At 72.6% G+C, this 23,154-nt stretch carries 25 protein-coding genes; 23 read left to right on the top strand and 2 right to left on the bottom strand.

Annotated elements, in window-relative coordinates; translation table 11 throughout:
• Positions 1 to 140 precede the first annotated feature (140 nt).
• The 10 genes from hisD (at position 141) to ACFYQ5_RS27680 (ending at position 8,171) form a co-directional block, all read left to right on the top strand.
• Positions 141 to 1,463: a histidinol dehydrogenase gene (gene hisD, locus ACFYQ5_RS27725; protein ID WP_389201428.1), complete on the top strand. Its 1,323-nt coding sequence runs from the start codon at positions 141 to 143 to the stop codon at positions 1,461 to 1,463.
• On the top strand, positions 1,460 to 2,587 hold the full coding sequence (locus tag ACFYQ5_RS27720; protein ID WP_389201426.1) for a histidinol-phosphate transaminase: 1,128 nt from the start codon (positions 1,460 to 1,462) through the stop codon (positions 2,585 to 2,587). The genes hisD and ACFYQ5_RS27720 overlap by 4 nt, the downstream gene beginning before the upstream one ends.
• A complete protein-coding gene (hisB, locus tag ACFYQ5_RS27715) occupies positions 2,584 to 3,177 on the top strand; it encodes an imidazoleglycerol-phosphate dehydratase HisB (protein ID WP_031098999.1) in 594 nt (197 codons plus the stop codon). The genes ACFYQ5_RS27720 and hisB overlap by 4 nt, the downstream gene beginning before the upstream one ends.
• Entirely contained in the window at positions 3,174 to 3,341 is a 168-nt protein-coding gene (locus ACFYQ5_RS27710) for a hypothetical protein (protein ID WP_164493711.1), read from the top strand. Before hisB ends, ACFYQ5_RS27710 begins: the two co-directional genes overlap by 4 nt.
• A gap of 9 nt (positions 3,342 to 3,350) precedes the next feature.
• Positions 3,351 to 3,992, top strand: coding sequence for an imidazole glycerol phosphate synthase subunit HisH (gene hisH, locus ACFYQ5_RS27705; RefSeq protein WP_389201425.1), 642 nt, complete (start codon positions 3,351 to 3,353; stop codon positions 3,990 to 3,992).
• The gene (priA, locus tag ACFYQ5_RS27700) at positions 3,992 to 4,717 is read left to right on the top strand and encodes a bifunctional 1-(5-phosphoribosyl)-5-((5-phosphoribosylamino)methylideneamino)imidazole-4-carboxamide isomerase/phosphoribosylanthranilate isomerase PriA (RefSeq protein WP_147962959.1); all 726 of its coding nucleotides are present in this window, start codon (positions 3,992 to 3,994) and stop codon (positions 4,715 to 4,717) included. Before hisH ends, priA begins: the two co-directional genes overlap by 1 nt.
• Complete coding sequence (locus tag ACFYQ5_RS27695) at positions 4,714 to 5,112, top strand: RidA family protein (RefSeq protein ID WP_389201423.1); 399 nt, start codon at positions 4,714 to 4,716, stop codon at positions 5,110 to 5,112. The genes priA and ACFYQ5_RS27695 overlap by 4 nt, the downstream gene beginning before the upstream one ends.
• Positions 5,109 to 5,864, top strand: a complete 756-nt coding sequence (hisF, locus tag ACFYQ5_RS27690; RefSeq protein WP_389201422.1) for an imidazole glycerol phosphate synthase subunit HisF — start codon at positions 5,109 to 5,111, stop codon at positions 5,862 to 5,864. Before ACFYQ5_RS27695 ends, hisF begins: the two co-directional genes overlap by 4 nt.
• Positions 5,865 to 6,049: 185 nt before the next feature.
• Entirely contained in the window at positions 6,050 to 6,982 is a 933-nt protein-coding gene (locus ACFYQ5_RS27685; RefSeq protein ID WP_389201420.1) for an alpha/beta hydrolase family protein, read from the top strand.
• A 259-nt stretch (positions 6,983 to 7,241) separates the two neighbouring features.
• The gene (locus ACFYQ5_RS27680; RefSeq protein ID WP_389201418.1) at positions 7,242 to 8,171 is read left to right on the top strand and encodes an alpha/beta hydrolase family protein; all 930 of its coding nucleotides are present in this window, start codon (positions 7,242 to 7,244) and stop codon (positions 8,169 to 8,171) included.
• Positions 8,172 to 8,236: 65 nt separating this feature from the next.
• On the opposite strand, the gene ACFYQ5_RS27675 is transcribed toward ACFYQ5_RS27680, so the two are convergent.
• Positions 8,237 to 9,010 (bottom strand): alpha/beta fold hydrolase, encoded by a 774-nt coding sequence (locus ACFYQ5_RS27675; protein ID WP_389201416.1) that lies wholly within the window; start codon positions 9,008 to 9,010, stop codon positions 8,237 to 8,239.
• A gap of 159 nt (positions 9,011 to 9,169) precedes the next feature.
• Here ACFYQ5_RS27675 and ACFYQ5_RS27670 point away from each other — a divergent pair, with 159 nt between their 5' ends.
• Positions 9,170 to 11,971, top strand: coding sequence for an AAA family ATPase (locus ACFYQ5_RS27670; protein WP_389201414.1), 2,802 nt, complete (start codon positions 9,170 to 9,172; stop codon positions 11,969 to 11,971).
• A 126-nt stretch (positions 11,972 to 12,097) separates the two neighbouring features.
• Positions 12,098 to 13,450 (top strand): PucR family transcriptional regulator, encoded by a 1,353-nt coding sequence (locus ACFYQ5_RS27665; protein ID WP_389201410.1) that lies wholly within the window; start codon positions 12,098 to 12,100, stop codon positions 13,448 to 13,450.
• 124 nt (positions 13,451 to 13,574) lie between these two features.
• Here the strand turns inward: ACFYQ5_RS27665 and ACFYQ5_RS27660 are convergent, their stop codons facing one another.
• Positions 13,575 to 14,207, bottom strand: a complete 633-nt coding sequence (locus tag ACFYQ5_RS27660) for a TIGR03085 family metal-binding protein (protein WP_389201408.1) — start codon at positions 14,205 to 14,207, stop codon at positions 13,575 to 13,577.
• A gap of 85 nt (positions 14,208 to 14,292) precedes the next feature.
• Between ACFYQ5_RS27660 and hisI the strand changes: the two genes are divergently transcribed.
• From hisI to lgt, 11 genes are all read left to right on the top strand, one after another.
• A complete protein-coding gene (gene hisI, locus ACFYQ5_RS27655; RefSeq protein WP_389201405.1) occupies positions 14,293 to 14,673 on the top strand; it encodes a phosphoribosyl-AMP cyclohydrolase in 381 nt (126 codons plus the stop codon).
• An 11-nt stretch (positions 14,674 to 14,684) separates the two neighbouring features.
• Positions 14,685 to 16,178, top strand: a complete 1,494-nt coding sequence (locus tag ACFYQ5_RS27650; RefSeq protein WP_389201403.1) for an anthranilate synthase component I — start codon at positions 14,685 to 14,687, stop codon at positions 16,176 to 16,178.
• A 14-nt stretch (positions 16,179 to 16,192) separates the two neighbouring features.
• A complete protein-coding gene (locus ACFYQ5_RS27645) occupies positions 16,193 to 16,852 on the top strand; it encodes a TIGR02234 family membrane protein (protein WP_389201402.1) in 660 nt (219 codons plus the stop codon).
• Positions 16,853 to 16,944: 92 nt separating this feature from the next.
• A complete protein-coding gene (locus ACFYQ5_RS27640; protein WP_389201400.1) occupies positions 16,945 to 17,196 on the top strand; it encodes an HGxxPAAW family protein in 252 nt (83 codons plus the stop codon).
• 85 nt (positions 17,197 to 17,281) lie between these two features.
• Entirely contained in the window at positions 17,282 to 17,764 is a 483-nt protein-coding gene (locus tag ACFYQ5_RS27635) for a DUF2752 domain-containing protein (RefSeq protein ID WP_389201399.1), read from the top strand.
• A 113-nt stretch (positions 17,765 to 17,877) separates the two neighbouring features.
• Positions 17,878 to 18,687, top strand: a complete 810-nt coding sequence (gene trpC, locus ACFYQ5_RS27630; RefSeq protein WP_389201397.1) for an indole-3-glycerol phosphate synthase TrpC — start codon at positions 17,878 to 17,880, stop codon at positions 18,685 to 18,687.
• Positions 18,688 to 18,697: 10 nt separating this feature from the next.
• Positions 18,698 to 18,910, top strand: coding sequence for a tryptophan biosynthesis modulator TrpM (gene trpM / locus ACFYQ5_RS27625; protein WP_389201395.1), 213 nt, complete (start codon positions 18,698 to 18,700; stop codon positions 18,908 to 18,910).
• A gap of 165 nt (positions 18,911 to 19,075) precedes the next feature.
• Positions 19,076 to 20,356 (top strand): tryptophan synthase subunit beta, encoded by a 1,281-nt coding sequence (gene trpB, locus ACFYQ5_RS27620; protein ID WP_389201393.1) that lies wholly within the window; start codon positions 19,076 to 19,078, stop codon positions 20,354 to 20,356.
• Positions 20,353 to 21,165 (top strand): tryptophan synthase subunit alpha, encoded by an 813-nt coding sequence (gene trpA / locus ACFYQ5_RS27615; RefSeq protein WP_389201391.1) that lies wholly within the window; start codon positions 20,353 to 20,355, stop codon positions 21,163 to 21,165. The genes trpB and trpA overlap by 4 nt, the downstream gene beginning before the upstream one ends.
• 75 nt (positions 21,166 to 21,240) lie before the next feature.
• The gene (locus tag ACFYQ5_RS27610; protein WP_389201389.1) at positions 21,241 to 22,062 is read left to right on the top strand and encodes a thioredoxin domain-containing protein; all 822 of its coding nucleotides are present in this window, start codon (positions 21,241 to 21,243) and stop codon (positions 22,060 to 22,062) included.
• Between the two features lie 73 nt (positions 22,063 to 22,135).
• Positions 22,136 to 23,083, top strand: a complete 948-nt coding sequence (gene lgt / locus ACFYQ5_RS27605) for a prolipoprotein diacylglyceryl transferase (protein WP_389201388.1) — start codon at positions 22,136 to 22,138, stop codon at positions 23,081 to 23,083.
• Positions 23,084 to 23,154 lie beyond the last annotated feature (71 nt).

Below are 23,154 nucleotides of genomic sequence, written 5' to 3'. Positions count from 1 at the left end.
TTCTGACCCGCGCTTCGTACAGTCGTTCTTCCCTCTGTGTGACGACGTGAACGCTAATGGTCAGCAGTGACAGCCGGGACATGTATCAGCCAGTGATACGGGCGACCGGACGCCGGAAACGGTCTGAGAGAATTGTCGGTGTGATCTCTCGAATCGATCTGCGCGGCACCGCCCTCCCCGAGGGCGGCGCCCTGCGCGACCTGCTGCCCCGTGCCGAGTTCGACGTGGAAGCCGCCCTGGAAACGGTGCGGCCCATCTGCGAGGACGTACGCCATCGTGGCTCCGCGGCAGTGATCGAGTGGGGGGAGAAACTCGACGGCGTACGCCTCGACGCGATCCGTGTCCCGGCCGACGCGATCACCGCGTCGCTGGAACGGCTCGACCCCGCCGTACGGGCGGCCCTGGAGGAGTCGATCCGCCGCGCCCGTCTCGTCCACCGTGAGCAGCGCCGCACCACGCACACCACCCAGGTCGTCCCCGGTGGCACGGTCACCGAGAAGTGGGTGCCCGTCGAGCGCGTCGGGCTGTACGTCCCCGGCGGCCGCTCGGTCTACCCCTCGTCCGTCGTGATGAACGTCGTCCCGGCGCAGGAGGCCGGCGTCGAGGGCATCGCCGTGTCCTCACCGCCCCAGAAGGAGTTCGGCGGCCTGCCGCACCCCACCATCCTCGCCGCCTGCGCGCTCCTCGGCGTCGACGAGGTGTACGCCGCCGGCGGCTCCCAGGCCGTCGCGATGTTCGCGTACGGCACCGAGGACTGCCTGCCCGTCGACCTCGTCACCGGCCCCGGCAACATCTACGTCGCCGCGGCCAAGCGCCTGCTCAAGGGCCGCATCGGCATCGACGCCGAGGCCGGTCCCACCGAGATCGCGATCCTCGCCGACGCGAGTGCCGACCCGGCGCACGTCGCCGCCGACCTGATCAGCCAGGCCGAGCACGACCCGATGGCCGCCGCCGTGCTCGTCACCGACTCCGAGGAACTGGCCGCCGCCACCGAGGCCGAGCTGCGGGACCAGGTCGCCGCGACCAAGCACGTCACGGACCGGATCGAACCCGCGCTGGCCGGCCGGCAGTCCGCGATCGTCCTGGTCAACGACCTGGAGGACGGCCTCAAGGTCGTCAACGCGTACGCCCCCGAGCACCTGGAGATCCAGACGGAGAACGCCGCCGCCGTCGCCGACCGGGTCCGCAACGCCGGAGCGATCTTCGTCGGCCCCTTCTCGCCCGTGTCCCTCGGCGACTACTGCGCCGGCTCCAACCACGTCCTGCCCACCGGCGGCTGCGCCTGCCACTCCTCGGGCCTGTCCGTGCAGTCCTTCCTCCGCGGCATCCACATCGTCGACTACACGCGTGACGCGCTCGCCGAGGTCACCCACCACGTCGTGACCCTCGCCGAGGCGGAGGACCTCCCCGCCCACGGCGCCGCGCTCAAGGCCAGGTTCGGCTGGAAGGTTCCGCAGCAGTGAGCAACGACAGCACCCCGCGCAACGCCTGGGACGACCTCCCGATCCGTGACGAACTGCGCGGCCAGTCCCCGTACGGGGCGCCCCAGCTCGACGTACCCGTCCGGCTGAACACCAACGAGAACCCCTACCCGCTCCCCGACGCGCTCGTCGACCGCATCGCCGAGCGGGTCCGCGAGGCCGCCCGCGACCTCAACCGCTACCCCGACCGTGACGCCGTGGAGCTCCGCACCGAGCTCGCCCGCTACCTCACCCGTACCGCGGGTCACGAGGTCGCCACGGCGAACGTCTGGGCGGCCAACGGCTCCAACGAGGTCCTCCAGCAGCTGCTGCAGACCTTCGGCGGCCCCGGGCGCACCGCGATCGGCTTCGAGCCCTCGTACTCGATGCACGCCCTCATCGCGCGCGGCACCGGCACCGGCTGGATCTCCGGACCGCGCAACGAGGACTTCACCATCGACGTGGAGGCCGCGAAGAAGGCCATCGCCGAGCACCGCCCCGAGGTGGTCTTCATCACCTCGCCCAACAACCCGACCGGCACCGCGGTGGACGCCGGGACCGTCGTCGCCCTGTACGACGCCGCGCAGGCCGCCCGGCCCTCGATGGTCGTCGTCGACGAGGCGTACGGCGAATTCAGCCACCACCCCTCGCTGCTCCCGCTCATCGAGGGCCGCCCCCACCTGGTGCTCTCCCGCACCATGTCCAAGGCGTTCGGCGCCGCGGGCCTCCGCCTCGGCTACCTCGCGGCGGCCCCGGCCGTCGTCGACGCGGTCCAGCTGGTGCGTCTGCCGTACCACCTGTCCTCCGTCACCCAGGCCACCGCGCTCGCCGCCCTGGAGCACACCGATACCCTGCTCGGGTACGTCGCGCAGCTCAAGAGCGAGCGCGACCGGCTGGTCGACGGACTGCGGGAGCTCGGCTTCGCCGTCACCGACTCGGACGCCAACTTCGTCCAGTTCGGCCGCTTCGCCGACAGCCGCACCGCCTGGCAGCAGATCCTCGACCGGGGCGTCCTGGTCCGGGACAACGGCGTACCGGGGTGGCTGCGGGTCTCCGCGGGAACCCCGGAAGAGAACGACGCGTTCCTCGATGCGGTGCGCGAACTGAAGAAGGAGCACGACGCATGAGCCGCGTAGGCAGGGTGGAGCGGACCACCAAGGAGACCTCCGTGCTCGTCGAGATCAACCTCGACGGCACCGGCAAGGTCGATGTCGCGACCGGGGTCGGCTTCTACGACCACATGCTCGACCAGCTCGGCCGGCACGGGCTCTTCGACCTCACGGTCAAGACCGAGGGCGACCTGCACATCGACTCGCACCACACGATCGAGGACACCGCCCTGGCGCTCGGCGCCGCCTTCAAGCAGGCGCTCGGCGACAAGGTCGGCATCTACCGCTTCGGCAACTGCACCGTCCCGCTGGACGAGTCGCTCGCCCAGGTCACCGTCGACCTCTCCGGCCGCCCGTACCTGGTGCACACCGAGCCCGAGAAGATGGCGCCGATGATCGGCGAGTACGACACGACGATGACCCGGCACATCCTGGAGTCCTTCGTCGCCCAGGCGCAGATCGCCCTCCACGTCCACGTCCCGTACGGCCGCAACGCCCACCACATCGTGGAGTGCCAGTTCAAGGCGCTGGCGCGCGCCCTGCGTTACGCCAGCGAGCACGACCCGCGCGCGGCCGGCATCCTTCCGTCCACGAAGGGCGCCCTGTGACCGGCCTCAACACCGTTCTGATCATCGTCGGCCTCTTCCTGGCCGGCGGCGTCTACTCCTTCTGGAAGCAGGGCATGCCCAAGGGCGTCGTCGTGCTCCTCGGGATCGGCTCCGTGATGTGCCTGGTTGCGGGCATCATGCGGATCCAGGGACTCTGGGACTGAGGTAGCACTGTGAGCGACAAGAAGAAGATCGTCGTCTTCGACTACGGCTTCGGCAACGTCCGTTCCGCCGAGCGGGCCCTCGCCCGCGTGGGCGGCGACGTGGAGATCACCCGCGACTTCGACACCGCGATGAACGCCGACGGGCTCCTCGTCCCCGGCGTCGGCGCGTTCTCCGCCTGCATGGCGGGGCTGAAGCAGGCACGCGGCGAATGGATCATCGGCCGCAGGCTGGCCGGCGGCCGGCCCGTCATGGGCATCTGCGTCGGCATGCAGATCCTGTTCGAGCGCGGCATCGAGCACGGCGTCGAGACGGAGGGCCTCGACGAGTGGCCCGGCACCGTCGGACCGCTGAAGGCCGACGTCGTGCCGCACATGGGCTGGAACACCGTCGAATCCCCCGAGGGCTCCCAGCTCTTCGCGGGGATGGACCCCGAGTCCCGCTACTACTTCGTGCACTCCTACGCGGCGCACGACTGGTCCCTCGAAGTGACCAACGCCAAGATCCGTGCCCCCAAGGTCACGTGGTCCACGCACGGAGAGCGGTTCGTGGCGGCCGTGGAGAACGGCGCGCTGTGGGCCACCCAGTTCCACCCCGAGAAGTCCGGCGACGCCGGCGCCCAGCTGCTGACCAACTGGATCGAGACGCTGTAATGCCGAAGCTTGAACTGCTCCCCGCCGTAGACGTCCGCGACGGACAGGCCGTCCGCCTCGTGCACGGCGAATCCGGCTCCGAGACCTCCTACGGCTCCCCGCTCGAGGCCGCTCTCGCCTGGCAGAGCTCCGGCGCCGAGTGGCTGCACCTCGTCGACCTGGACGCCGCCTTCGGCACCGGCGACAACCGTGCGCTGATCGCCGAAGTGGCCGGCGCCATGGACATCAAGGTCGAACTCTCCGGCGGCATCCGCGACGACGCCTCGCTCGCCGCCGCCCTCGCCACCGGCTGCCGCCGCGTCAACCTCGGCACCGCCGCCCTGGAGACCCCCGAGTGGGTCGCCAAGGTCATCGCCGAGCACGGCGACAAGATCGCCGTCGGCCTCGACGTCCGCGGCACGACGCTGCGCGGCCGCGGCTGGACCCGCGACGGCGGCGACCTCTACGAGACGCTCGCCCGCCTCGACTCCGAGGGCTGCGCCCGCTACGTCGTGACCGACATCGCCAAGGACGGCACGCTGCAGGGCCCCAACCTGGCCCTCCTGCGGGACGTCTGCGCCGCCACCGACAAGCCCGTCGTGGCCTCCGGCGGCGTCTCCTCGCTCGCCGACCTGCGCGCGATCTCCCTGCTCGTCCCGGAAGGCGTCGAGGGAGCCATCGTCGGCAAGGCGCTGTACGCCGAGGCGTTCACCCTCGAAGAGGCACTCAAGGCGGTCGCCGCATGACGGACTCCGTACGCCGCGTCTCCTCGGACGGCCCGTGGGAGGAGAAGTTCGGCTACTCCCGCGCGGTCCAGCTCCCGAACGGACTCGTCCTGGTCTCCGGCTGCACGTCGGTGGTCAACGGCCAGATCTCCGCGGGCAGCCCGTACGAGCAGGCCGTCGCCTCCTTCCGGGTCGCCTTCGACGCGCTGAAGCAGGTCGGACTCGGCCGTGAGGACGTCGTCCGCACCCGGATGTACCTCACCCACGCCCGGGACGTCGACGAGGTGGGCCGCGCCCACAAGGAGCTGTTCGACGACGTCCGCCCCGCAGCCTCCATGATCATCGTGTCCGGCTTCGTCGACCCCTCCCTGGTCGTCGAGGTCGAGGTCGAGGCCTACCGGGCAGGTGAGCGATGACTCTCGCCGTACGGGTCATCCCGTGCCTCGACGTCGACAAGGGCCGCGTCGTCAAGGGCGTCAACTTCCAGAACCTGCGCGACGCGGGCGACCCCGTCGAGATGGCGAAGCTGTACGACGCCGAGGGCGCCGACGAGCTGACGTTCCTCGACATCACCGCCTCCAGCGGTGACCGCGAGACGACGTACGACGTGGTGCGCCGCACCGCCGAGCAGGTCTTCATCCCGCTCACCGTCGGCGGCGGGGTCCGCACCCCCGACGACGTCGACAAGCTGCTGCGCGCCGGGGCCGACAAGGTCGGGGTCAACACCGCCGCCATCGCCCGCCCCGACCTCATCCAGGAGATCGCCGAACGCTTCGGGCGCCAGGTGCTGGTGCTCTCCGTCGACGCGCGACGCACCCCCGAGGGCACCTTCGAGGTGACCACCCACGGCGGACGCCGGGGCACCGGCATCGACGCCGTCGAGTGGGCGCACCGGGCGGCCGAGCTCGGCGCGGGCGAGATCCTGCTCAACTCGATGGACGCCGACGGCACGAAGGACGGCTACGACACCGAGATGATCAAGGCGGTGCGGGCCCACGTCACCGTCCCCGTCATCGCCTCCGGAGGTGCGGGCCGGCTGGCGGACTTCCCGCCGGCCATCGACGCGGGCGCCGACGCGGTCCTCGCGGCGTCCGTCTTCCACTTCGGTGACCTGCGGATCTCCGAGGTCAAGGGCGCTCTGCGCGAGGCCGGACACCCCGTTCGCTGACCCGGTCAGGGGATCGCCGGTCGCGAAGACCGGCGATCTCGCCGATGTCCGCCCGGAGGGTGGGCCACCAGAGTGGCGCCGTCAGCACATGACGGCGCCACCCACGCGGTGCTCCCCCGACGGCCCGGACGACGGGCCGCCGGCTGCCGCGGTGTGGTGCGCCACAACCGAGAGGATCCCCCCTCGTGCAGCAGCACCTCCCCTCCGGCGACATCTCCCCCCGCCGCCACCGGATGTCGAAGAGCCGCTCCCGCACCATCAAGCTCGCCGTCGCCGCGGCGGCCGCGACGGCCGGTCTGGTTACGGCGCTGATGCCGGGCGCCCAGGCCGCCGACAATCCGTACGAGCGTGGTCCGGCCCCGAGCAACTCGAGCATCGAGGCGAGCCGCGGGTCGTACGCGACGTCCCAGGCGACCGTCTCCTCGCTGAGCGTCAGGGGCTTCGGCGGCGGGACGATCTACTACCCGACGTCCACCTCGGACGGGACGTTCGGCGCGATCGCCATCTCGCCCGGCTTCACCGCCTACCAGTCGAGCATCGCCTGGCTGGGACCGCGCCTCGCGTCGCAGGGCTTCGTGGTGTTCACCATCGACACCAACACCACGTCGGACCAGCCGGCCAGCCGTGGCGACCAGCTGCTCGCCGCGCTCGACTACCTCACCGAGGACAGCTCGGTGCGCAGCCGGATCGACTCCTCCCGGCTCGGAGTGATGGGCCACTCCATGGGCGGCGGTGGCACGCTCGAGGCCGCCAAGGACCGTCCGGCCCTCCAGGCGGCGATCCCGCTGACCGGCTGGAACACGGACAAGACGTGGCCGGAGGTGCAGACCCCCACGCTGGTCGTCGGCGCGGACGGTGACACGGTCGCGTCCGTCACCACGCATTCGAAGCCGTTCTACAACTCGCTGCCGAGCTCGCTGGACAAGGCGTATCTGGAGCTGCGGGGAGCGTCCCACTTCACTCCGAACACGTCGAACACGACGATCGCGAAGTACAGCATCTCGTGGCTGAAGCGCTTCATCGACAATGACACCCGCTACGAGCAGTTCCTCTGCCCGATCCCGTCGGCCAGCCTGACGATCGCGGAGTTCAAGGGCAACTGCCCGCACACCTCCTGACCCACAGGAGCAGGGGCCGGCCCGCGTCACGCGGTCCGGCCTCTCGTGCTGCCCGGCCGCTCGCCCCCGGCCCGGCCGTTCACGGGATCCGGGGAGAAGACCGGCGATTGCGCCGATGTCCGCGCGGGGGAGCCACCGCGAAAGTGGCTGCAGGCCGACGAACGACGGCGCGACCGACACGGTGTACCCCCGAAGGCCCCCGGACGACGGGGCTGCCGGCCGCCCCGGCGCGCTTCCGTCACAACCGAGAGGAATCCCCGTGCAGCAGCACCTCCCCTCCGGCGACATCTCCCCCCGCCGCCACCGGGTGTCGAAGAGCCGCTCCCGCACCGTCAAGGGTGCTCTGGCAGCCGCGGCGGCGACCGCCGGTCTGCTCACCGCGCTCGTCCCCGGCGGAGCGCAGGCCGCCGACAACCCGTACGAGCGTGGTCCGGCCCCGAGCAACTCGAGCATCGAGGCGAGCCGCGGGTCGTACGCCACGTCCCAGACCTCCGTGTCCTCGCTGAGCGTCAGGGGCTTCGGCGGCGGGACGATCTACTACCCGACGTCCACCTCGGACGGGACGTTCGGCGCGATCGCCATCTCGCCCGGCTTCACCGCTTACGAGTCGAGCATCGCCTGGCTGGGGCCGCGCCTCGCGTCGCAGGGCTTCGTGGTGTTCACCATCGACACCAACACCACCCTGGACCAGCCGGCCAGCCGTGGCGACCAGCTGCTCGCCGCGCTCGACTACCTCACCGAGGACAGCTCGGTGCGCAGCCGGGTCGACTCCTCGCGGCTGGGTGTGATGGGCCACTCCATGGGGGGTGGAGGCACCCTGGAGGCCGCCAAGGACCGTCCCTCGCTGAAGGCGGCGATCCCGCTGACCGGCTGGAACACGGACAAGACGTGGCCGGAGGTGCAGACCCCCACGCTGGTCGTCGGCGCGGACGGTGACACGGTCGCGTCCGTCACCACGCATTCGAAGCCGTTCTACAACTCGCTGCCGAGCTCGCTGGACAAGGCGTATCTGGAGCTGCGGGGAGCCTCCCACTTCACTCCGAACACGTCGAACACGACGATCGCGAAGTACAGCATCTCGTGGCTGAAGCGCTTCATCGACAAGGACACCCGCTACGAGCAGTTCCTCTGCCCGATCCCGTCGGCCAGCCTGACGATCGCGGAGTACCGGGGCAACTGCCCGCACTGATCCGGGGGGCGACCGGGCCGGACCGCGCGTACCGCGGTCCGGCCCTTTCGCGCCGCCGGGGCAGTTCACTCCTCGGCGAAGAACCGGGCGAGGGAACCGGCGAAGCCAGGGTCGCGTACGGCGGTCAGATGGTCCCCGGGCAGCACGACCAGCTCCGCCCCCTCGATCGCGTCGGCCAGGACCCGGGGGCGCACGGCCAGGGGATCGCTCTCGCCGGCCAGCACCAGCGTGGGCACCGTGATCCGGTCCAGCGGCAGCGCGCCCCGGTGCACCGCCCGGATCTGAGCGGCCAGCGCGTGACGGTCGGCGCCCGAGGAGTCGGCCAGCAGCCTGAAGCCCCGGGCCCGCTCGGGTACGTCCGCGGCGTCGTCGGCGGTCAGCGCGGCCGAGACCAGCTCCGGTGGCATCGCCCGGGTGTCCAGGCCGCCCACCTCCACCGCGCCGGCGCCTATCCCGCCCACCACCAGGCGGCTGATCCGGGCATCCTCCGCCGCGGCCAGGACCGCCACCACGGCGCCCATGGAATAGCCCGCGAGATGCACGTGGTCCGCGCCGATCCGGTCGATGAGCAGCCGGACGTCACGGACCATCAGGGACTCGCCGTAGTGCGTGTCGTCGTGCGGCCGGTCGGACTCGCCGTGGCCACGCGCGTCCAGGGCGTACACCCGCCGGCCCCGTGCCACGAGCGCCTCGACGACACCGGGGCCCTCCCAGTTGAGCCGGGCGTGCGCGGCGAAGCCGTGCAGCAGCACCACCGGGGGCAGGGCCTCGTCCGGGTCCCGCGACCAGGACCAGTAACGCAGGGTCAAACCGTCGTGTGTACGCAATTCATCAGCCATGCACCGACGTTACGGGCGGCCGCTGCGGAACGGGCCCGGGGTGTGCCCCCGCACAGCGCGAACGCCGTTCCGTTGGGAGACCGCACCGCTCCGGGCCGACCGGGAACAGGGAGCGGACGCGGGCCTTCCGGCCCTGTTTACGCCGAGTAACATGAGCGCGTGACCCCATCGACGACCGTGCACAGTCCGCTCCGGCTGTACGGCCGCAGCGGTGAACTGGCCATCCTGGAAACCTTGTTGGGCCAACTGCGGGCGGGGGGCGGCGGAGCCCTCGTCCTGACCTCGCCGCCCGGCCTCGGCCGCACCGCCCTGCTGCGGCAGGCCGCCGCCCACTACCTCGGAGAGCACGGCGGCCCCGTGCTGTACGCCTCCGCTGCCCCCACCGAACAGCGACTGCCCTACAGCGGGCTGCACGCCCTACTCTGCTCCGCCCCCGGACCGCTGCCCGTCACGCCCGACGCGATCCTGGGCTCGGGGATCACCCCGGGTGGGCTGCTCGGTCTGCTGCGGGGCCTGGGGGCCGAACAGCCCCTGCTGGTCTGCGTGGACGACGCGCACGCCTGGGACCCCGACTCCCGTGCCGCGCTCGGCTTCGCCGCCCGCAGACTCGGCGCGGGCAGCCGGGTCGCGGTGGTGATCGGCGCGGCCGACGAGACCGCCTTCGCCGGACTGCCCGCGCTGCGCCTCGGCCCGCTCGACGACGACGCCGCGGCCGCGATCCTGGACCGGCTCACCGACGGCACGGCCGATGTCGACCCCGTCGTACGCGGCGAACTCCTGCGCGAAGCGGCCGGCAACCCGCGGCTTCTGGCGGGGCTGACCGGCCGTCTCACCCCCGGCCAGCTGGCCGGGCGCACCGCACTGCCGTACCCGCTTCCCGGGGCCGAGAGCGTCCTGGACGCCCATGCCGCGCACCTGGACGGACTGTCCCCCGACACCCACACCCTGCTCCTGCTGGCCGCGGCCGCGGAGGAGCACGAGCCGGACGGGGCCGGCGCCGACGCGGCCCTGCTGCTGCGGGCCGGCGCCCGGGCGGGACTGGCCACCGCGCACCTCGACCGGGTGCTCTTCGCGCCCGCCGGAACGGCCGGAGCCCTGCAACGCGCGGGCAGCCGCGTGCACTTCAGCCACCCGCTGCTGCGCCGCGCGGTCCTGCACCGGGCACCGCCGGGCCGCCGCCGTGCCGTGCACGAACTGCTGGCCGGGCTGCTCGCCGGGCCCGGCCAGGCCCCGCTGCCCGCGCTCGTCCAGCGGGCCTGCGCCGCACCCGGCCCGGACGCCGCCCTCGCCGGGCAGCTGGAGGCGGCGGCCGCCGCGCCACGGCCGCACAGCGAACGGTCGGCGGCGCTGGCCCGTGCCGCCGCGCTCTCCACCGACGACACCCTGCGCGCCGCCCGGTTCACCGCCGCCGCCGAGCAGGCGCGACTGGCCGGCGACACCGGCCGGGCCCGCGCCATGCTGGCCCGTGTCGGCCCCCACCTCGCCGGGGGCGCCGCGCCCTACGTACGCGGCATGCTCGCCCTGCGCGACGGACCGGCGGCCGACGCCCGCGAGGCGCTGCTGACCGCGGCGGAGCTGCTCGCCCCGCACGACCCGCGCCGCACCCTTGACGCCCTGTTCGGCGCGGCTGAGGCGGCCTGGGACATGGGGGACGCCATCGCGTACCTGGACGCCATGAACCGTGTCCCCGTCGCCGCGGCCGACCGGTCCATGGCGCAGTACCGCGCCGGGATGTGCGCCGTGCTCGCCGGGCACCCCGACCGGGGTCACGCCCTCCTGCGGTGCTGCCTCGACTCCGCCGACCGCGCCGAGGACGCGGACGAGCTCCTGCGGGCGGGTGCCTCGGCCCTCGTGCTCGGTGAGGTCGACGCGGCCTGCCGGGCAGGGGCCCGCGCACTCGCCGTCGTACGCACCCGGGGCCCCGAAGCCCTGCTGCCGCACGCCCTGGAGCAGCTGGCGTACGCGGAACTGCGTGCCGGGCAGCACGCCAGGGCCCGGGCCCACGCGCTGGAGGGGCTGCACGCGGCCCGCCGCACCGGGCAGCGGAACTCCGCCACCCATCTGCACGCCGTGCTCGCGCTCGCCGCCTCGGTGGAGGGTCCCGCGGAAGCGTGCGCCGCCCACGCCGACGCGGCCCTGGCCGGGGCGGGCCCGCACGGCCTCGCCCAGGCGGCCATGCTCGCCACCTGGGCGGTCGCCCGTGCGGATCTGGCGGCCGGGCGGCCGGGTGAGGCGGCGGCCCGGCTCGGCCCCCTGGTCAGACCGGGGCCAGGGACGGGACACTTCGCCACCCGGATGCTCGCCGTACCGTGCTACATCGAGGCGATGGCGCTCTCCGGCCGCGCGGACGAAGGCGCCGGTGAACTCGCCGTCGCCGTGGAGGAGTTCGCGCTGTGGACCGCCCGGACGACCGACCCCCAGGTCCCCGCCCAGCTGGCCCGCTGCCGCGCCCTGCTGGCGCCGCCCGAGCAGGCCGCCGCCCGGTACGAGGAGGCGCTGGCCCACCACGACCGCGCGGGCGGTGACTTCGAGCGCGCCCGCACCCAGCTGCTCCACGGCCAGCTGCTGCGCCGTCTGCGCCGCACCCGAGAGGCCCGCGGCCCGCTGCGCGACGCGCTGGTCGCGTTCGAACGCTGCTCCGCCCGCGTCTGGGCCGAACGGGCCGGAGGGGAACTCCGGGCCGCCGGGGAGGCGGTGGACGTGCCGGACCAGAGCGGCCCCGGGCCGCTGGCCGGACTGACCCCGCAGCAGCAGCGGATCGCCCGCTGCGTCGCGGAGGGTGCCACCAACCGGGAGGTGGCGGTGCGGCTCTCGGTGAGCCCCCGGACCGTCGACCACCACCTCCGCAACGTCTTCGCCGCTCTCGGTGTCCGGTCCCGGACCGAGCTCGCGAGGCTGCTGGACCGCGAGGGCGCGGCGAGGTTGCAGGACCGTGATGAGAAGAAGCGCGCAGACCTCTAGGTACCGACCGGGCGGTATGCCATTCTGCGGTCGTCAGGATCAATCGGTGTGCGCCCGCCCGATGAGGGCCGGGCGCACACCGGGGCCGGCCCAACCGCAGCCGGCCGATTCCCGGTGGAGGCCGCCATGCCGCAGGTCGTACGTTCACGGATCAGGGCGCTGCACGGGCCGCCCCCCGTAGCACCGTTGCCGCACCGAGTCCGCTCCCTGGCCGACCCTGAGGCCGTAGCGGTGCTCCACCGCGCGGCCCGTGGGCTGCTGGAGGCGCTGCCTGAGCTCACGGACCGGCTTGTCGAGGCGCTGAGGGAGCAGGAGCCCGCCTACCGCGCCGCGTTGGAGACCGAGCCCACCGAGATCTGGCAGGAGGTCCACCACTCGCTGCGGCACAACGTCGCCTCCCTCATCCAGCCCCGGGAATTCAGGGAGGCCGCCCACCGCACCTCCCGGTGGATCGGCGAGAGCCGGGCCGAGCAGGGCGTACCGCTCGACGCGGTCATGCACGCCTTCCGGATGGGCGGCGCGATGGTCTGGCGGGACCTGGTCGACGACACGGCCGGACGCCACCCCGAGGACACCCGGCTGCTGGTCCATGTCGCCGCGGACGTCTGGAACTTCGTCGACGAGCACTGCGGAGTGGTGGCCGAGGCGTACCGGCAGGCGGAGCGGCGGCTCTCCTGGCGCCGCGAGAACCAGCAGCGCCTGATGACGGCGGCCCTGCTGGACGGCACCGCCCGGATCGCGGACCTGCCGGACGCCGCAGCGATGCTGGGACTTCCGGTGCAGGGGCGGTACGCGGTACTCGCGGTCGCCGGCGCCCGCCGTGCCCCGCACGGCGCCGGACGCCCGCCACTGGAGCTGGCCGAGGGGGCGCCCGTGCTCTGGCACTCGGCGCGGGGCGTGCAGCTCGCGATCCTGCCGCTGGGGACTGCGCCGGTGGCGGCCGAGGAGGAACCGGGGAGCGACGTCGGCACCGACAGCGTGCCCACCCCCGGCCCGGCTTCGGAATCCGACGGCGAACTCTCCGCACTCGCGGCGGATCTGACGATGCCGCGAGGAACCCGCGTGGGCGTCAGCTCCGTGGTCGACGGGCTCGCCTCCGTCGGTGACGCACGACGCCTCGCCGAGACGGCACTGCGCGCCTGCCCCGCGTCGGGCGGCACCGTCCTGCTCGACGAGCACCTCCCCGCGGCCCTCGTCGTGTCCTCGCCCGGCCTCGGAACAGCGCTCGCCGACCGGGTCCTCGGACCGCTGGACCGGCTCGACCCGGCGGACCGGGACGTGCTCATCGAGACGCTGACCGCGTGGCTCGACTCGGACGGCTCGGCGCAACGGGCGGGGGCGAAGCTCTACTGCCATCGCAACACCGTGCTGAACCGGCTGCGACGCTTCGAACAGCTGACGGGACGCTGTCTCACCCGGCCGTCGGACGCCGTCGAGGTGTCCCTGGCGCTCGCGGCGCGGCGGCTGCTGACGGGCTGAGTCCACACCGGCGGCCGGTACCGCTCAGCCTGCCGTTGTGCGGGCGCGCAGACCTGCGCCGGGCGGGCTGTACCGGCGCCGCACCCCGCCCCCGCCCCCTGTGCCGCCCACGCCCCGGAAGGGGCTACAGGCCGAGCTCGGCCGTGTGCAGCCGGGCCAGCGCGTCCTTGTCGCCGTCCAGCTCCACCCGCGCCGCGTCCTGCCGCCCCGTGGCGAACAGCAGCAGCTCACCCGGCTCCCCGGTGACCGTCACCACCGGGGTGCCCTTGTGGGCCACCGCCGTCTGGCCGTCCGGGCGCCGCAGCACCAGACCCACCGGAGCCCGGCGGCCCAGCATCCGGGCCGTCTTCTCGGTGCGCGACCACAGCACATCGGCGAAGACCGGATCGAGGTCCCGCTGCGACCAGTCGGGCTGGGCCCGCCGCACGTCCTCGGCGTGGAGGTAGAACTCGACGGTGTTGGCCGCCTCGTCCAGCTGCTTCAAACCGAAGGGCGAGAAGCGCGGCGGACCCGTACGGATGAGCTGGATCAGCTCCTCGTACGGCTTGGCGGCGAATTCGGCCTGGACCCGTTCCAGCCGGTTCTTCAGAGCACCCAGCATGATCCCGCCCGCCGCGTCCGCACGGCGTTCACGGACCACGACATGGGCGGCCAGGTCACGGGTCTTCCAGCCGTTGCACAGGGTCTGGGCTTCGGGACCCGCCGCTTCCAACAGGTCGGCGAGCAGAAGACGTTCACGCTTCGCATGGGTCGACATGCCCGCCAGCGTACGACCGCCGCCCGCGGTCCGCCCAATGGACGCACGGCCGGGTGGCCCCGCCCGGCGCGGCACAATGGGGCGCATGACCAGCACGCCCGGCTCCACGCCCGCCAGTGACCTCGACCCCGCCGTCGCCGCCCGTCTCAAGCGCGGCCCCGACGGACTGGTCCCGGCCATCGCCCAGCAGTACGACACGGGCGAGGTGCTCATGCTCGGCTGGATGGACGACGAGGCGCTGCACCGCACCCTCACCACGGGCCGCTGCACCTACTGGTCCCGCAGCCGCCAGGAGTACTGGGTCAAGGGCGACACGTCCGGCCACACCCAGCAGGTCGTGTCCGTCGCCCTGGACTGCGACGCCGACACGGTCCTGGTGAAGGTCGACCAGACCGGTGCCGCCTGCCACACCGGCGACCGCACCTGCTTCGACAAGGACGTCCTTCCGCTCACCGCGCCCCGATAGGGTCAGCCGCCATGGATCTCGAGACCTTCCGCAAGCTCGCCGTCGACCGCCGCGTCATCCCCGTCAGCCGCAGGCTCCTCGCGGACGGTGACACCCCCGTGGGGCTCTACCGCAAACTCGCGGCCGAACGTAGCGGTACGTTCCTCCTGGAATCGGCGGAGAACGGCCGCACCTGGTCCCGCTACTCCTTCATCGGGGTACGCAGCGCCGCCACCCTGACCGCCCTCGACGGGCAGGCCCACTGGCTCGGCACCCCGCCTGTCGGGGTCCCCCTCGACGGCGACCCGCTGCAGGCCCTGCGGGCCACCGTCGAAACCCTGCACACCCCCCGCGACCTGGTCGGCGACGACGGTCTGCCGCCCTTCACCGGCGGCATGGTCGGCTACCTCGGCTACGACGTCGTGCGCCGCCTGGAGCGGATCACCGAGCACGGCGGCGACGATCTGAAGCTCCCCGAGCTCACGATGCTGCTCACCTCGGACCTCGCCGTGCTCGACCACCAGAACGGCACCGTCCTGCTGATCGCCAACGCGATCAACCACAACGACCTGGACACCGGGGTCGACGAGGCGTACGAGGACGCGGTCGCCCGGCTCGACGCCATGGAGAGCGACCTGTCCCGGCCCGTGGAGAACGCGCCCGCCGCACTGCCGCCCTCCGAGCTCCCGCCCTACAGCGCACTGTGGGGAGGCCAGGCCTTCATGGACGCCGTCGAGGACGTCAAGGAGCGCATCAGGGCCGGTGAGGCCTTCCAGGTCGTTCCCTCCCAGCGCTTCGAGACGCCGTGCACGGCGAGCGCGCTCGACGTCTACCGGGTCCTGCGGGCCACCAACCCGTCCCCGTACATGTACCTCTTCCGCTTCGACGGCTTCGACGTCGTCGGCTCCAGCCCCGAGGCGCTCGTCAAGGTCGAGGACGGCCGGGCGATGGTCCACCCGATCGCCGGGACCAGGCACCGCGGCGCCACCCCGCAGGAGGACCAGGCGCTCGCCGACGAACTCCTCGCCGACCCGAAGGAACGCGCCGAGCACCTGATGCTCGTCGACCTCGGCCGCAACGACCTGGGCCGCGTCTGCGAACCCGGCAGCGTCGAGGTCGTCGACTTCATGTCGGTCGAGCGGTACTCGCACGTGATGCACATCGTCTCCACCGTCACCGGCCGCGTCGCCAAGGGCCGCAGCGCCTTCGACGTACTCACCGCGTGCTTCCCCGCAGGCACCCTCTCCGGCGCCCCCAAGCCCCGCGCCCTGCAGATCATCGAGGAGCTCGAACCCACCCGCCGCGGCCTGTACGGGGGCTGCGTCGGCTACCTCGACTTCGCCGGGGACTCCGACACGGCCATCGCCATCCGGACCGCCCTGCTCCGTGACGGCACCGCGTACGTCCAGGCCGGCGCCGGCATCGTCGCGGACTCCGACCCCGCGGCCGAGGACACGGAGTGCCGTAACAAGGCCGCCGCCGTCCTGCGGGCCGTGCACACGGCGAACCGGCTCGGAGCACACTGAGCCGGTAGGGGATAGTGGAGTACGTGAGTGCTGTCCCCGTACCCCAGCCCCGTGCCCGAGCCGCCTCCGCGCCCGACAGCGCAGGAAGCCGCCGAAGCCTGGCCGCCGGCCTGCTCCTCGGGGCGGCCGGCGCCACCGTCGTCCTCCTCGCCTCCGGGCAGACCTGGGCCGAGGGCGAGGCGGCCGTCGGCGGCGGCACCCTGCCCCTCAGCGCCGACGGCCAGGACGTCACCGGTCTCCCGGCCGCCCTGGCGGTCGTCGGCCTGGCCGCCCTCGTCGCCGTCTTCGCCGTCCGCGGCGCCGGCCGGCTGCTCGTCGCCGGACTGCTGGCCCTCAGCGGCCTCGGCGCCGGACTGAGCGCTTACGCCGGCGCCTCGGACAGCGCGGCGCTGGACGAGCAGGCCGCGCAGACCACGGGCAACACCTCGGCCACCATCGGCGCCCTCAGCCACACCGCCTGGCCCTACGTCACCGCGGCCGGCGGGCTGCTGATCCTGCTCGCCGGACTCCTCGCACTGCGCTACGGCAGGCGCTGGCCGGCCATGTCGGGACGGTACGAGCGCGACGGGACCCCCCGCCCCCGCAAGGCCGCCCGCACCGCCCCGGACCCCGACCGGCCCGAGGATCTGTGGAAGGCCCTGGACCGGGGCGAGGACCCGACGCGCGAGGCATGACCCCCAGCCTCACGTCCACCGGCGCGTACGGGACAATGGAAGCAAGCTTTCGAGCGCGACACCTTCAGCGCAACACCAACAAGGAGCAACTCATGGCGGGCAGCAGCCACGGACACACCCCGGCCGCCTGGACCGGTGTCATCATCTCCTTCATCGGCTTCTGCATCGCGGGCCTCTTCATGGTCTCGGCGAACACGCTCGGCTTCTGGGCCGGTATCGCCGTGACGCTCCTCGGCGGGGTCGTCGGTCTCGCCATGAAGATGGCCGGCCTCGGCATGCCGAAGGAGTCCGCCGAGATGGCGGCCGCCCGTGCCCGTGCCTCGCAGGCGCAGATCACGGCCTAGCCAGGCCGAGTCCGTTCCAGGACACGACGCGAGGCGCAGCCCGGACCGGGCTGCGCCTTTCCGCGTGAGCGGGGACAATCGGCGCGTGGACGCCTCAGCCTCTCCCGCAGCCGCCGCCCCGGACCCGGCCTCGACGCCTGGCCCGGGGCCCGTGCCTCCCCCCGCCCCGGTCTCCCGGCTCCGGCGGCTCGCCGTTCCCGTCGGGGCCATGGCCGCCGCCGTCGCGGCCTTCGGCTACGTCGCCGCAGTCGACCCCAACGAGCCAGGCCACTACCCGGTCTGCCCCATGCTCCGGTTCACCGGACTGCTCTGCCCCGGATGCGGCGGGCTGCGCAGCGCCCACGCCTTCGCCCACGGTGACCTCGCCACCGCCCTCGGCTCCAACGCCCTGGCCGTCGTCGGCTACGTCGTCCTCGCCGTGGTCTGGCTGCTCTGGACGGTCCGCGCGAGCCGGGGCAGGCCCCTGCGGATCGGTGTCGCGCCCGTCTACTGGTGGGGCATCGGCGCGGTGCTGCTGGTGTTCTCCGTCGTCAGGAACCTGCCGTTCGGGTCGGCGCTGGCTCCGTGAATGACCAGGTACTGGGACGCGAGGACACCGGATGCGAACCCTGAGTCCTCCTGCGGATATCATCGAGAGGGTTGATCCTGTACCTATCACCGCTTCGGAAGGGGGCCGCTCGCGTGAGTGTGCTCGACGAGATCATTGACGGCGTACGCGCCGACCTCGCGGAGCGGCAGGCGCGCGTCAGCCTCGACGAGCTCAAGGAACGCGCGGCGCGCGCTCCCGAGGCCAAGGACGGAGTCGCCGCCCTGCGCGGCGAGGGTGTGACCGTCATCTGCGAGGTCAAGCGTTCCAGCCCCTCGAAGGGGGCCCTTGCCGCCATCGCCGACCCGGCCGCGCTCGCCGCGGACTACGAGGCCGGCGGGGCGTCCGTCATCTCGGTCCTCACCGAGGAGCGCCGCTTCGGCGGCTCGCTCGCCGACCTGGAGGCCGTCCGCGCCAAGGTCGACATCCCGGTCCTGCGCAAGGACTTCATCGTCACCTCGTACCAGCTGTGGGAGGCCCGGGCCTACGGCGCCGACCTCGCGCTGCTGATCGTCGCCGCCCTCGACCAGGAGGCCCTGGTCTCGCTGATCGAGCGCGCCGAGTCGATCGGCCTGACGCCCCTCGTCGAGGCGCACGACGAGGAGGAGGCGGAGCGCGCCGTGGACGCCGGGGCGAAGATCATCGGTGTCAACGCGCGCAACCTCAAGGACCTCAAGGTCGACCGTTCCACCTTCGAACGCGTCGCCCCCGAGATCCCCGACCACATCGTCAAGGTCGCCGAGTCCGGCGTCCGGGGCCCGCACGACCTCATCGCCTACGCCAACGCCGGCGCGGACGCGGTGCTCGTCGGCGAGTCCCTGGTCACCGGCCGCGACCCCCGGGCCGCCGTCGCCGACCTGGTCGCCGCCGGCGCCCACCCCGCGCTCCGGCACGGACGGGGCTGACACCCTCCCCATGACCGCCGACCGTCCCGCGTCCCGCGTCCGGCCGGGCCTGCGCCTCGCCAGGGCCGCCCGGGACCCGCACGCGCCGCTGGCGCGCGGCTGCCGCCCCCGCGGTTGCCGCGCCCCCGCCCGGCGTGTGCACGGCCGGCGCGTGCGGTACGTCATCGGTGACGAGCCCGGACAGGTCAACGGCATGCGATGGCGCACGGGGTCCGCGCCGTAGCGAGCCCCGGCCGTCGCTCCCCGGTACAAGGGAATCCTGTACGGGCAATCCCCGTACAGGGGAGCCGCACGCCCCACACCGCACCGACCGTCCACCGGCCGGCGTGGCGCTCAGCTCATGGCGCATACGGTGACATCACCCGTTGCGATTCGAGGAGCACGTCGCATGTCGTCCGACTTCTTCATTCCGGACCCCGAAGGTCTGATCCCCAGCGCCGAAGGCTATTTCGGCGCGTTCGGTGGCACGTTCATCCCGGAGGCACTGGTCGCCGCCGTGGACGAGGTGGCCGTCGAATACGACAAGGCCAAAGCGGACCCCGCCTTCGCCGCCGAGCTCGATCAGCTCATGGCCGACTACACGGGCCGTCCCAGCGCGCTGACCGAAGTCCCGCGCTTCGCCGAGCACGCCGGAGGCGCCCGCGTCTTCCTCAAGCGCGAGGACCTCAACCACACCGGCTCACACAAGATCAACAATGTGCTCGGGCAGGCCCTGCTCACCAAGCGCATGGGCAAGACCCGGGTCATCGCGGAGACCGGAGCGGGCCAGCACGGTGTCGCCACCGCGACCGCCTGTGCCCTCTTCGGCCTCGAGTGCACCATCTACATGGGTGAGATCGACACCGAGCGGCAGGCGCTGAACGTGGCGCGGATGCGGATGCTCGGCGCCCAGGTCGTCGCCGTCAAGTCCGGCTCCAGGACCCTCAAGGACGCCATCAACGAGGCGTTCCGCGACTGGGTCGCCAACGTGGACCGCACCCACTACCTCTTCGGCACCGTCGCCGGGCCGCACCCCTTCCCGGCGATGGTCCGTGACTTCCACCGGGTGATCGGCGTCGAGGCCCGCCGCCAGATCCTGGAGCGCACCGGCCGGCTGCCGGACGCCGCGGTCGCCTGCGTCGGCGGCGGCTCCAACGCCATCGGCCTCTTCCACGCCTTCATCCAGGACGCGGACGTCCGGCTGATCGGCTGCGAACCCGCCGGGCACGGGGTGGAGACCGGCGAGCACGCGGCGACCCTGACCGCGGGCGAGCCCGGAATCCTGCACGGCTCCCGCAGTTACGTCCTCCAGGACGAGGAAGGCCAGATCACCGAGCCGTACTCGATCTCGGCCGGGCTCGACTACCCGGGCATCGGCCCGGAGCACGCCTACCTCAAGGACATCGGCCGCGGTGAGTACCGCGCGGTCACCGACGACGCCGCCATGCAGGCGCTGCGCCTCCTCTCCCGCACGGAGGGGATCATCCCGGCCATCGAGAGCGCGCACGCGCTGGCCGGGGCACTGGACGTGGGCAAGGAGCTCGGGAAGGACGGGCTGATCCTGATCAACCTGTCCGGCCGCGGCGACAAGGACATGGACACGGCAGCGCGGTACTTCGGGCTGTACGACGGTGCCGACGCGGTCGTCGAGGCCGATGTGGCCGACGGAGAGGAAGAGGTCACCAAGTGAGCGGCAACCGAGAGCTTCTCGAATCGACGCTGGCCAAGGCGGCATCCGAGGACCGGGCGGCGCTCATCGCCTACCTGCCCGGCGGCTTCCCCAGCGTCGACGGCGGCATCGCGGCAGTCAAGGCGGCCGTCGCGGGCGGCGCCGACGTCATCGAGGTGGGACTCCCGCACAGCGACCCGGTGCTCGACGGGCCGGTCATCCAGACCGCCGACGACATCGCGCTGCGCGGCGGCCTCAAGATCGCCGACATCATGCGCACGGTCCGTGAGACCCACGAGGCGACGGGCGCGCCGATCCTCGTCATGACGTACTGGAACCCGGTCGACCGGTACGGCGTGGAACGCTTCACCGCCGAGCTCGCCGAGGCGGGCGGCGCCGGGTGCATCCTGCCCGACCTGCCGGTCCAGGAGTCCGGACTGTGGAGGGAGTACGCCGAGAAGCACGGTCTCGCCACCGTCTTCGTCGTCGCCCCGAGCAGCCAGGACGCGCGCCTCGCCACCATCACGGCGGCGGGCTCCGGCTTCGTGTACGCCTCCTCGCTGATGGGGGTCACCGGCACCCGCGAATCGGTCGGCGAGCAGGCCCAGGACCTGGTGCGGCGCACCCGCGCCACCACGGACCTGCCGGTCTGCGTCGGCATCGGCGTATCCACCGCCGAGCACGCCCGGCAGGTCGCGGGCTTCGCCGACGGAGTGATCGTCGGCTCGGCCTTCGTCAAGCGGATGCTGGACGCCCCGGACGAGGCCGCGGGTCTCGCCGCCGTCCGGGCGCTGGCGGCCGAACTGGCCGAAGGCGTTCGAAAGCGCTGACAGCACGCGTCACCCGTACGGGTGGACATGGGGCCGGGGAGGCGCTCGCGCGCCTCCCCGGTTCGTTTGCCCGGTGTGAGCGAGAAGAACCAAGACCGAAGCAGAGCCGCGCGTGACCGGCTCGTCCAGCAGCGTGAGCAGGACCGGGCGCGGGAGCGCCGGCGCCGCACGCTGATCGTCGCGACCGCCGTGGTGGGGGTGCTGGCGCTGGCAGCCGTGATCGGTGTGATCGCCGCCAACGCCGGGAAGAACGACAAGGACACCGAGGCCGGGCCCGCCGTCACCCCGTCCGGGGCGATGGGGGCGGACGGACTCGCCCTCCAGGTCGGGGCCGACGACGCGCCGTCCACGCTCACCATCTGGGAGGACTTCCGCTGCCCGGTCTGCGCCCAGTTCGAGAACGCCTTCCGCGACACGATCACGGAGCTCGCGGACAGCGGGCAGCTCAAGGTGGAGTACCACCTGGCCACGATCATCGACGGCAATCTCGGAGGCAGCGGATCGCTCCGCGCGGCCAACGCGGCCGCCTGTGCCCAGGACGTCGGCACGTTCGCGCCGTACCACGACGTCCTCTACCGTAATCAGCCCGCGGAGACCGACGACGCCTTCGGTGAGAACAGCAAGCTGATCGAGCTGGCCGGCACGGTGGACGGCCTGGACACCCCCGCCTTCCGCACCTGTGTGGAGGACGGCACGCACGACAGCTGGGTCGAGAAGTCCGACAAGGCGTTCGCCGAGGGCGGGTTCGAGGGCACCCCCACCGCGCTGCTCAACGGTGAGCCGATCTTCCCGAAGAAGGGGAACGAGCAGATCTCCGTGGCCCATCTGAAGAAGTGGGTCGCGGAGGCGAACAAGGGCAAGAAGCCGGGCACCGTCGGGGCGACGCCGTCGTCGTAGGGGCTCCCGTTACCCAGAAGTTGCCGGACGGCTTGCCGCGCGGCCCGTCCGGCAAGGTAGCGTCGACCCCGTCATGAACCTTGCCTTCATTCCCAGCCCGTCGACCGGGGTGATCGAGCTCGGCCCGATCCCGCTCCGCGGCTACGCGTTCTGCATCATCATCGGTGTCTTCGTCGCCGTATGGCTCGGCAACAAACGCTGGGTCGCCAGGGGCGGCAAAGCCGGCACCGTCGCCGACATCGCCGTATGGGCCGTGCCCTTCGGCCTGGTCGGCGGCAGGCTCTACCACGTGATCACCGACTACCAGCTGTACTTCAGCGACGGTGAGAACTGGGTGGACGCCTTCAAGATCTGGGAGGGCGGCCTCGGTATCTGGGGCGCGATCGCACTCGGTGCGGTCGGTGCCTGGATCGGCTGCCGCCGCCGCGGGATCCCGCTCCCGGCCTGGGCGGACACCCTGGCCCCCGGTATCGCCATCGCCCAGGCGATCGGCCGCTGGGGCAACTGGTTCAACCAGGAGCTGTACGGCAAGCAGACGGATGTGCCCTGGGCGCTGAAGATCAGCGAGGGCCCGAACCGGGTCGCGGGCACCTACCACCCGACGTTCCTGTACGAGTCGCTGTGGTGCGTCGGTGTCGCACTCCTGGTCATCTGGGCGGACCGCCGCTTCAAGCTCGGACACGGCCGGGCCTTCGCGCTGTACGTCGCGGCGTACTGCGCGGGCCGCGGATGGATCGAGTACCTGCGCGTCGACGAGGCGCACCACGTCCTGGGTCTTCGGCTCAACGTGTGGACCGCGATCATCGTGTTCGTGCTCGCCGTCGTCTACATCGTGATCTCGGCGAAGACGCGCCCCGGCCGCGAGGAGATCGTCGAACCCGCCGCGGTGAGCCCGGCGGACGACGACGGGAAGACCACCGACGCCGACTCGGCCGAGGACGCCCCCACCGACGCCGAGGCCGCCCCCGAGGCGCAGGCGCCGGAGGCCGACGAGAGCCCGCAGAAGGCCGACAGGAGCTGACGCTCCACCCCGCACCCGCGCGAAGGGGGCCCCGGACCACAGAGGTCCGGGGTCCCCTTCGCACACGGACC

The organism is Streptomyces sp. NPDC005794, assembly GCF_042871445.1.
GTDB lineage: Bacteria > Actinomycetota > Actinomycetes > Streptomycetales > Streptomycetaceae > Streptomyces.
Note: the sequence above shows the minus strand (reverse complement) of the source record. Positions and strands in the feature narration are given on the sequence as shown.

Coding starts and splice junctions, on each gene's coding strand:
- ACFYQ5_RS27675 (WP_389201416.1), bottom strand. CDS start 9,010: ATGGCTGATGAATTGCGTACACACGACGGTTTGACCCTGCGTTACTGG.
- ACFYQ5_RS27640 (WP_389201400.1), top strand. CDS start 16,945: ATGGCGGGCAGCAGCCACGGACACACCCCGGCCGCCTGGACCGGTGTC.
- ACFYQ5_RS27650 (WP_389201403.1), top strand. CDS start 14,685: ATGGATCTCGAGACCTTCCGCAAGCTCGCCGTCGACCGCCGCGTCATC.
- ACFYQ5_RS27665 (WP_389201410.1), top strand. CDS start 12,098: ATGCCGCAGGTCGTACGTTCACGGATCAGGGCGCTGCACGGGCCGCCC.
- trpM (WP_389201395.1), top strand. CDS start 18,698: ATGACCGCCGACCGTCCCGCGTCCCGCGTCCGGCCGGGCCTGCGCCTC.
- hisI (WP_389201405.1), top strand. CDS start 14,293: ATGACCAGCACGCCCGGCTCCACGCCCGCCAGTGACCTCGACCCCGCC.
- hisB (WP_031098999.1), top strand. CDS start 2,584: ATGAGCCGCGTAGGCAGGGTGGAGCGGACCACCAAGGAGACCTCCGTG.
- lgt (WP_389201388.1), top strand. CDS start 22,136: ATGAACCTTGCCTTCATTCCCAGCCCGTCGACCGGGGTGATCGAGCTC.
- priA (WP_147962959.1), top strand. CDS start 3,992: ATGCCGAAGCTTGAACTGCTCCCCGCCGTAGACGTCCGCGACGGACAG.
- hisF (WP_389201422.1), top strand. CDS start 5,109: ATGACTCTCGCCGTACGGGTCATCCCGTGCCTCGACGTCGACAAGGGC.
- ACFYQ5_RS27695 (WP_389201423.1), top strand. CDS start 4,714: ATGACGGACTCCGTACGCCGCGTCTCCTCGGACGGCCCGTGGGAGGAG.
- ACFYQ5_RS27660 (WP_389201408.1), bottom strand. CDS start 14,207: ATGTCGACCCATGCGAAGCGTGAACGTCTTCTGCTCGCCGACCTGTTG.
- trpB (WP_389201393.1), top strand. CDS start 19,076: ATGTCGTCCGACTTCTTCATTCCGGACCCCGAAGGTCTGATCCCCAGC.